Origin of the sequence: Coleofasciculus sp. (assembly GCF_046539235.1) — a bacterium.
Classification (GTDB): domain Bacteria; phylum Cyanobacteriota; class Cyanobacteriia; order Cyanobacteriales; family Coleofasciculaceae; genus Coleofasciculus.
Map to the genome: position 1 here is coordinate 1 of NZ_JBKHHI010000442.1, position 5,242 is coordinate 5,242.

Sequence of the window (5,242 nt, forward strand, 5' to 3'; positions counted from 1 at the left end):
TTGCCTCTACTCATCCTCTAGAGCATCGATCCACTGATCACAGTTAAGTAATCGGACGAGTGACGTAGCTTGCTTCTTTTCGGGAGCGAGTATGACAAATAATAAATGATAAATAACAAGTAACAAATGACACATTCTATCCAACCCAAAAATCTGCTTGCTGGTTTGGGTTTAGCATTACTGATTCTCAGTAGTCCGATCGCTGTTTATGTATGGCGGTTAATGGGATTCGCTCCCCAGGCGGCTCTGGCGCATCCTCTATTGTTAATCACCATCACTAACGGTTTTAGTATACTGCTACTAATTGGCATCTACTATCGCTTTTGGGTACGACTTACTCAACTGGAACAAGGTGATGACAACAGCAAATTCTTGTCCCCAGAGATTCGCGATCGCCAACAAGATGAGTGGCAAGAACAGAATTTTGTTTCCGTAATTCTCGATACCGCTAATGCCTTAATTACCGTTCTCGATAAACAGGGACGAATTATTCAATTTAATCAAACCTGTGAACGACTAACTGGCTATTCCTTTGAGCAGGTCAAGGGAAAGTATATTTGGGATTTGTTTTTACTTCCTGAAGACATTGAATGCGTAAAAACCATTATTGAAGAACTCCAAGCCTGCCATTTTCCCAACGAGCATGAAAATTACTGGATCGCACGAGATGGCACTCGGCGTCTAATTTCCTGGTACAATACAGTCCTGCTTGATGACAATAGTACACTCAAGTATCTGATTAGTATTGGCATTGATATCACTGAACGCCAGCAAGCCGAAAAAATGCGTCGCCAACTCGAACGCCAGCAAGAACTGAGCCAACTCCAGCTACGCTTTTTTTCATTGGTGTCCCATGAATTTCGCACCCCCTTAAGTACGATTTTAGCCTCCGTTCAACTCCTACAACTTTGCCCCGATAAATTTTCTCCAGATAAAAAAATCAGAAATCTGCAACGGATTGAAGCCGCAACTCAACGCCTGCGGCAAATGTTAGATAATATCCTGACAATCAATCGTGCTGAAACTGGGCAATTGGATTTCCAGCCAAGGCGGGTGAATCTTGCACAGTTTTGTCAAGGGATTTTAGCGGAGATACCGCATAATCCTGACAATCCTTATGAGCTAAATTTGGTTATGCAGGCAGACTGTAGCTATGCCTGTTTGGATGAACAGCTATTGCGTTCTGTTTTGATCAATTTACTAACGAATGCGATTAAATATTCTCCGCCAGATACCATTATCTCTTTCCGGGTAACTTGTACAACAACTGAGATAAGTTTTAAAGTTTGCGATCAGGGAATTGGCATTTATGCTGATGATATTCCCCATATATTTGAACCATTCTACCGGGGAAAAAATATTGATAGTATTCCGGGTTCAGGATTAGGTTTAACGGTTGCTCAAACTTGTGTTATCGTCCATGGTGGCAATATTAGCGTGACCAGTGAACCGGGAGTTGGCACAACGTTTACGGTAACAATTCCTGGCGAAGTCATAAGTCGATTGTCGGGGCGGGTTTAGCCACAATTGTCGGGGCGGGTTTAGCCACAATTGTCGGGGCGGGTTTAGCCATCCAATTAAGATATTCACCGATAAATGAACAGCAAAACCCGCCCTGACGGGTTACCAAAAAATGAACAATAAAACTCGCCCTGACGGGTTACCAAAAAATGAACAATAAAACCCGCCTTTATTCATGAGTTAATAAATAGGTAATTGGCTATAAATTGAGTGTGTGAGTGATGAGCAAAAAGCCGACAAAAAAATATTTTGCTATTACCAACGCTGCTAAGATAAGGCTGATCATCTTATTTTTCCTATTGGTAAGTTTAGGAATTTGGACAGAGTTGACGTTTTCGGAACCGACGAGTCCCCAACAGGCAGCCGCTCAAGTTAAACGGCTAGAAGCTATTTACACTAAAGGGAATTATATCGAGGCGGGGATTTGGAACGCGATCGCACTCACATTTGGAGTCCGAATCATTCGCCGTTCGGGAACAGAGCGATATCAAGCACTCATGGCTTTCCTCACCTTCTTTTTCTTTGGACTATCGGATATCATCGAAGTACAGACAGGAGCCTGGTGGCGTCCTTGGTGGTTATTTGTGTGGAAAAGTCTATGTGTATTTTCCATGGCAGCGTTGCTAATCAATTATCTGCGATCGCGCTCTGATTAGCGGTGATATTGAGCGGGCGTGCAGGGGTGACAACGAAAGATAGTAGTGAAAGTGAGCCCCTAAACATCGGTCAGGGCGGTTTCTGAACAAACATTAGTCATCAATAGCGAAAAGAAAATCCCTAAACCCGCCCCTACACAAAACCAGACCCCTTGAGCCAAGCGAAGGTTAAAACCAGGTTCCCGACGAACGAAGTGAAGGATCAAAACTTCACCAATCCCCCGCCAAGGATAAAATAGCAAGTGTAACCAATAATTGGGACTTAACATGAATCAGCCAGTGCCAGGGAATTCCCAAACCAACTCTGATTCTGATCAATCGATAACCACGGGTGATCCAGGTTTACGATCCTTTGCTGACCGTCTGGCTAAGAATTTGGCACGGGATACGCTAATTCAAGGAACGACTGACTATCTGCGAAACGTGTTAGCCGTCGATCGCGTGGTTCTATATTATTTCTATTACGAGTGGAAAGGGCAAGTCACCTTCGAGTCATTGAGTTCTCCCAAATACTCCATCTTCGGCTCGACAGGGGGCGATGAATGCTTTAATGACGAGTATGCCGAGTTATATTATGCAGGACGAGTCAGAGCGATCGCAGATATTCAAGCCGAACCCATCGATCCCTGTCACCGCGACTTTTTAGGTAGCCTGAAAGTACGTGCCAATTTAGTTGTGCCGATTCTCACACCGCGACGGTTATGGGGATTACTTGCGGCTCATCATTGTCAAGATACCCATCCTTGGTCACAGTCTGACATTGAAGCGATGAAAAAAGCCGCCCAAACCCTAGCGACGGTTCCAGCCATTCGAGATAGCTAGATATCGATGAAAGTCAAAGTCCTAGTTCTAGCGCTGACAACTCTTACCGCACTCGTCGGTACGGCGGATTGGGCTGCAGATTTTCCCCTGAGTCGATCCCTGTTGTCACAGTGGCAATGGGGCGGATCGGGGCAGTCACAAACCCTGCTCAAAGACCGTATTTTAGATGAAGGGGAAACAGAAGCCGCATTTCGGGCGCGGAGTTTGGCAATTCGGAAAAAGGTGGCGGCGGCGGATTTGCAGGGATTAGATACCTGGTGGCGTACTCGCACGATTAGTGACCCCCATAAATACCTACTTCCAGTTATTCTTGCCCGCCTCAGCTTAGGGGAACAATACGATCGCCAGCAAATCTGGGATATCCTCTTGGGTTTAGATGAAGGAAAACCGGATCTTTATCACTTCCGCAGCCCCTACGATATTCGCATCTTCTTCTTATTCCGAGATACCATGCCCAAAGCGGTACAAGCCTCTTACCGTAGTATGGTGGATGCGCCGCGGGTGCGAGAGTGGCTGGAACAGGGTACAGAAAATCATCAGTTCATGCAGCGCATTTCCGGTTTAGCGCTGATGGATGGAAGTGGTTTCCCCACGCCTCTCCCAGCAACGGCGGCGACAAATGAGGCTTGGTTAAGGGCAGAATTAAATAAGTTCCTGACGATTGGGCAAGGAGAGTTTCATTCTTCGACCTATTATGGTTATGCGATCGCAGGTTTGCTGAATCTCTATGATTTTGCTGATACTCCCGAATTGCGCCAGTTGGCGAAAGCCTCATTAGACTGGTACGCCGTCAATATGGCGGTGCGCTTCAGTTGGGGAACCGCAGGCGGTGCAGAAAGTCGCGGTTTTGATCGGGGGACGTGGGATGATAGTGGTTTGAGTGGCGTGGCTTGGATTTGGTGGGGGGATAGTTTGACCCTGAGCGGAGTCGAAGGGAGCGGAGTCGAAGGGTTGACGCCTGTCGAGCGTATGGATCGTGGTGTTACCAGAGTAGCACTACCCGCCGCATTAAGTGATTATCGTCCGCCGCCCCAATTGAGAGCGATTGCCCGTAAGGAAATAGACTTACCCTTTCAGCTTAAAGCCAGTCATCCTGGTTATTATAGTTATCACCAAGACAACCGATTTTGGGAAACCTTTTATGTAACTCAAGATTATAGTTTGGGTACATTAATTGACCCCAGTCGTTCTTACCAAGTCAAAGGCACAATTAATGCCCAATATGCTACCTATAAATTAGTCATCCGCGATCCTAAAAGGCAAAATAATGCCGTTGTTAGTTTGGGCGGAACCTATCATTCCGCCATGGCGACAGGGCGTTCTCCAGGAGATCAGTACGTCCAAGAAAAGGGTGCAGTAATTTATCAGTTACGCTTAAATCCACAAGATAAAGCCGCTGATGTACCGGGGCGTTCTCACCTAGTTTTACCGACTCGATATGGGAAACCCCAGCGCTATGGGGATTGGTACATTTGGCGCATTGAAAATGCCTTCCTTTGCGCCCGTCCTTGGGGTGAACAGATAAGCTGGCAAAATCAGGTATCACAGAAATATTCTGATTACCAAGTGTTAGCGGCAATCGGCAGGAATACCGCTTGGATTACCGATGTAGCCAGTGTTGACGATTATCCCACAATCGAGGCGTTACAGCAAGCCCTTGACCAAACAGAGATTCGCGATACGTCCTGGGAAACAATGGGTCAGCTTACCTATACCAGTTTAGCCGGCGATCGCTTACAGATGACCTATCAACCCAATCAAGGCGCAGGTTTAGCACAGATTAATGGGAAAGAACGAGTTCTCGACGATTGGGCGGTGTTAGATAGTCCTTATGTTCAGCAAGAATTAAATAGTGGTCTTTTAGACGTGTTTTCTCCCGCAGGAAACTGGCGTCTGCGAGGCACATTGACAGGTCCAGAATGGGAGTAGGTAATAAGTAATAATTAGGTTTTTTTTGTGGTGAGAAAAGGGAACGGGGAAAAGGGAACAGGTAACGGGGAACTAGGAACGGTTGTAGTGCGTTTAGCGAAGCCATGCCGCAGGCTTTAGCGAAGCCATGCCGCAGGCTTTGCGTCTCGCTCGCTATTTTGTCTAAGTTTTTATCTATTGTAGGGCTTGCTGCACAAAGCAGAAACCGCAAAGCCCATCAACACTTTGAGCCATATTTACAGTGGATAAATTGCTTTGAAATTGTCGGGGCGGGTTTAGGGAATCTGTAGGGGCGGGTTTAGGGAATCTGTAGG

The 5,242-nt window shown here is 46.3% G+C and carries 4 protein-coding genes; all 4 read left to right on the forward strand.

The annotated features are described in order from the left end of the window. Positions 1–126 precede the first annotated feature (126 nt). The 4 genes from ACLFWI_RS26280 (at position 127) to ACLFWI_RS26295 (ending at position 4,928) form a co-directional block, all read left to right on the forward strand. Positions 127–1,521, forward strand: a complete 1,395-nt coding sequence (locus ACLFWI_RS26280; RefSeq protein WP_446415372.1) for a PAS domain-containing sensor histidine kinase — start codon at positions 127–129, stop codon at positions 1,519–1,521. A gap of 221 nt (positions 1,522–1,742) precedes the next feature. Beyond that, positions 1,743–2,177 carry a hypothetical protein gene (locus ACLFWI_RS26285; protein ID WP_446415373.1) on the forward strand — a complete coding sequence of 145 codons (435 nt, stop codon included), beginning with the start codon at positions 1,743–1,745 and terminating at the stop codon, positions 2,175–2,177. A gap of 267 nt (positions 2,178–2,444) precedes the next feature. Beyond that, on the forward strand, positions 2,445–2,999 hold the full coding sequence (locus tag ACLFWI_RS26290; protein WP_446415374.1) for a GAF domain-containing protein: 555 nt from the start codon (positions 2,445–2,447) through the stop codon (positions 2,997–2,999). 6 nt (positions 3,000–3,005) lie between these two features. Further along, positions 3,006–4,928 (forward strand): hypothetical protein, encoded by a 1,923-nt coding sequence (locus ACLFWI_RS26295; protein WP_446415375.1) that lies wholly within the window; start codon positions 3,006–3,008, stop codon positions 4,926–4,928. The last annotated feature ends 314 nt before the right edge of the window (positions 4,929–5,242 follow it).

Excerpts from the sequence above, each read along its gene's own strand:
- ACLFWI_RS26290 (WP_446415374.1), top strand. The coding sequence starts at position 2,445 with ATGAATCAGCCAGTGCCAGGGAATTCCCAAACCAACTCTGATTCTGAT.
- ACLFWI_RS26295 (WP_446415375.1), top strand. The coding sequence starts at position 3,006 with ATGAAAGTCAAAGTCCTAGTTCTAGCGCTGACAACTCTTACCGCACTC.
- ACLFWI_RS26285 (WP_446415373.1), top strand. The coding sequence starts at position 1,743 with ATGAGCAAAAAGCCGACAAAAAAATATTTTGCTATTACCAACGCTGCT.
- ACLFWI_RS26280 (WP_446415372.1), top strand. The coding sequence starts at position 127 with ATGACACATTCTATCCAACCCAAAAATCTGCTTGCTGGTTTGGGTTTA.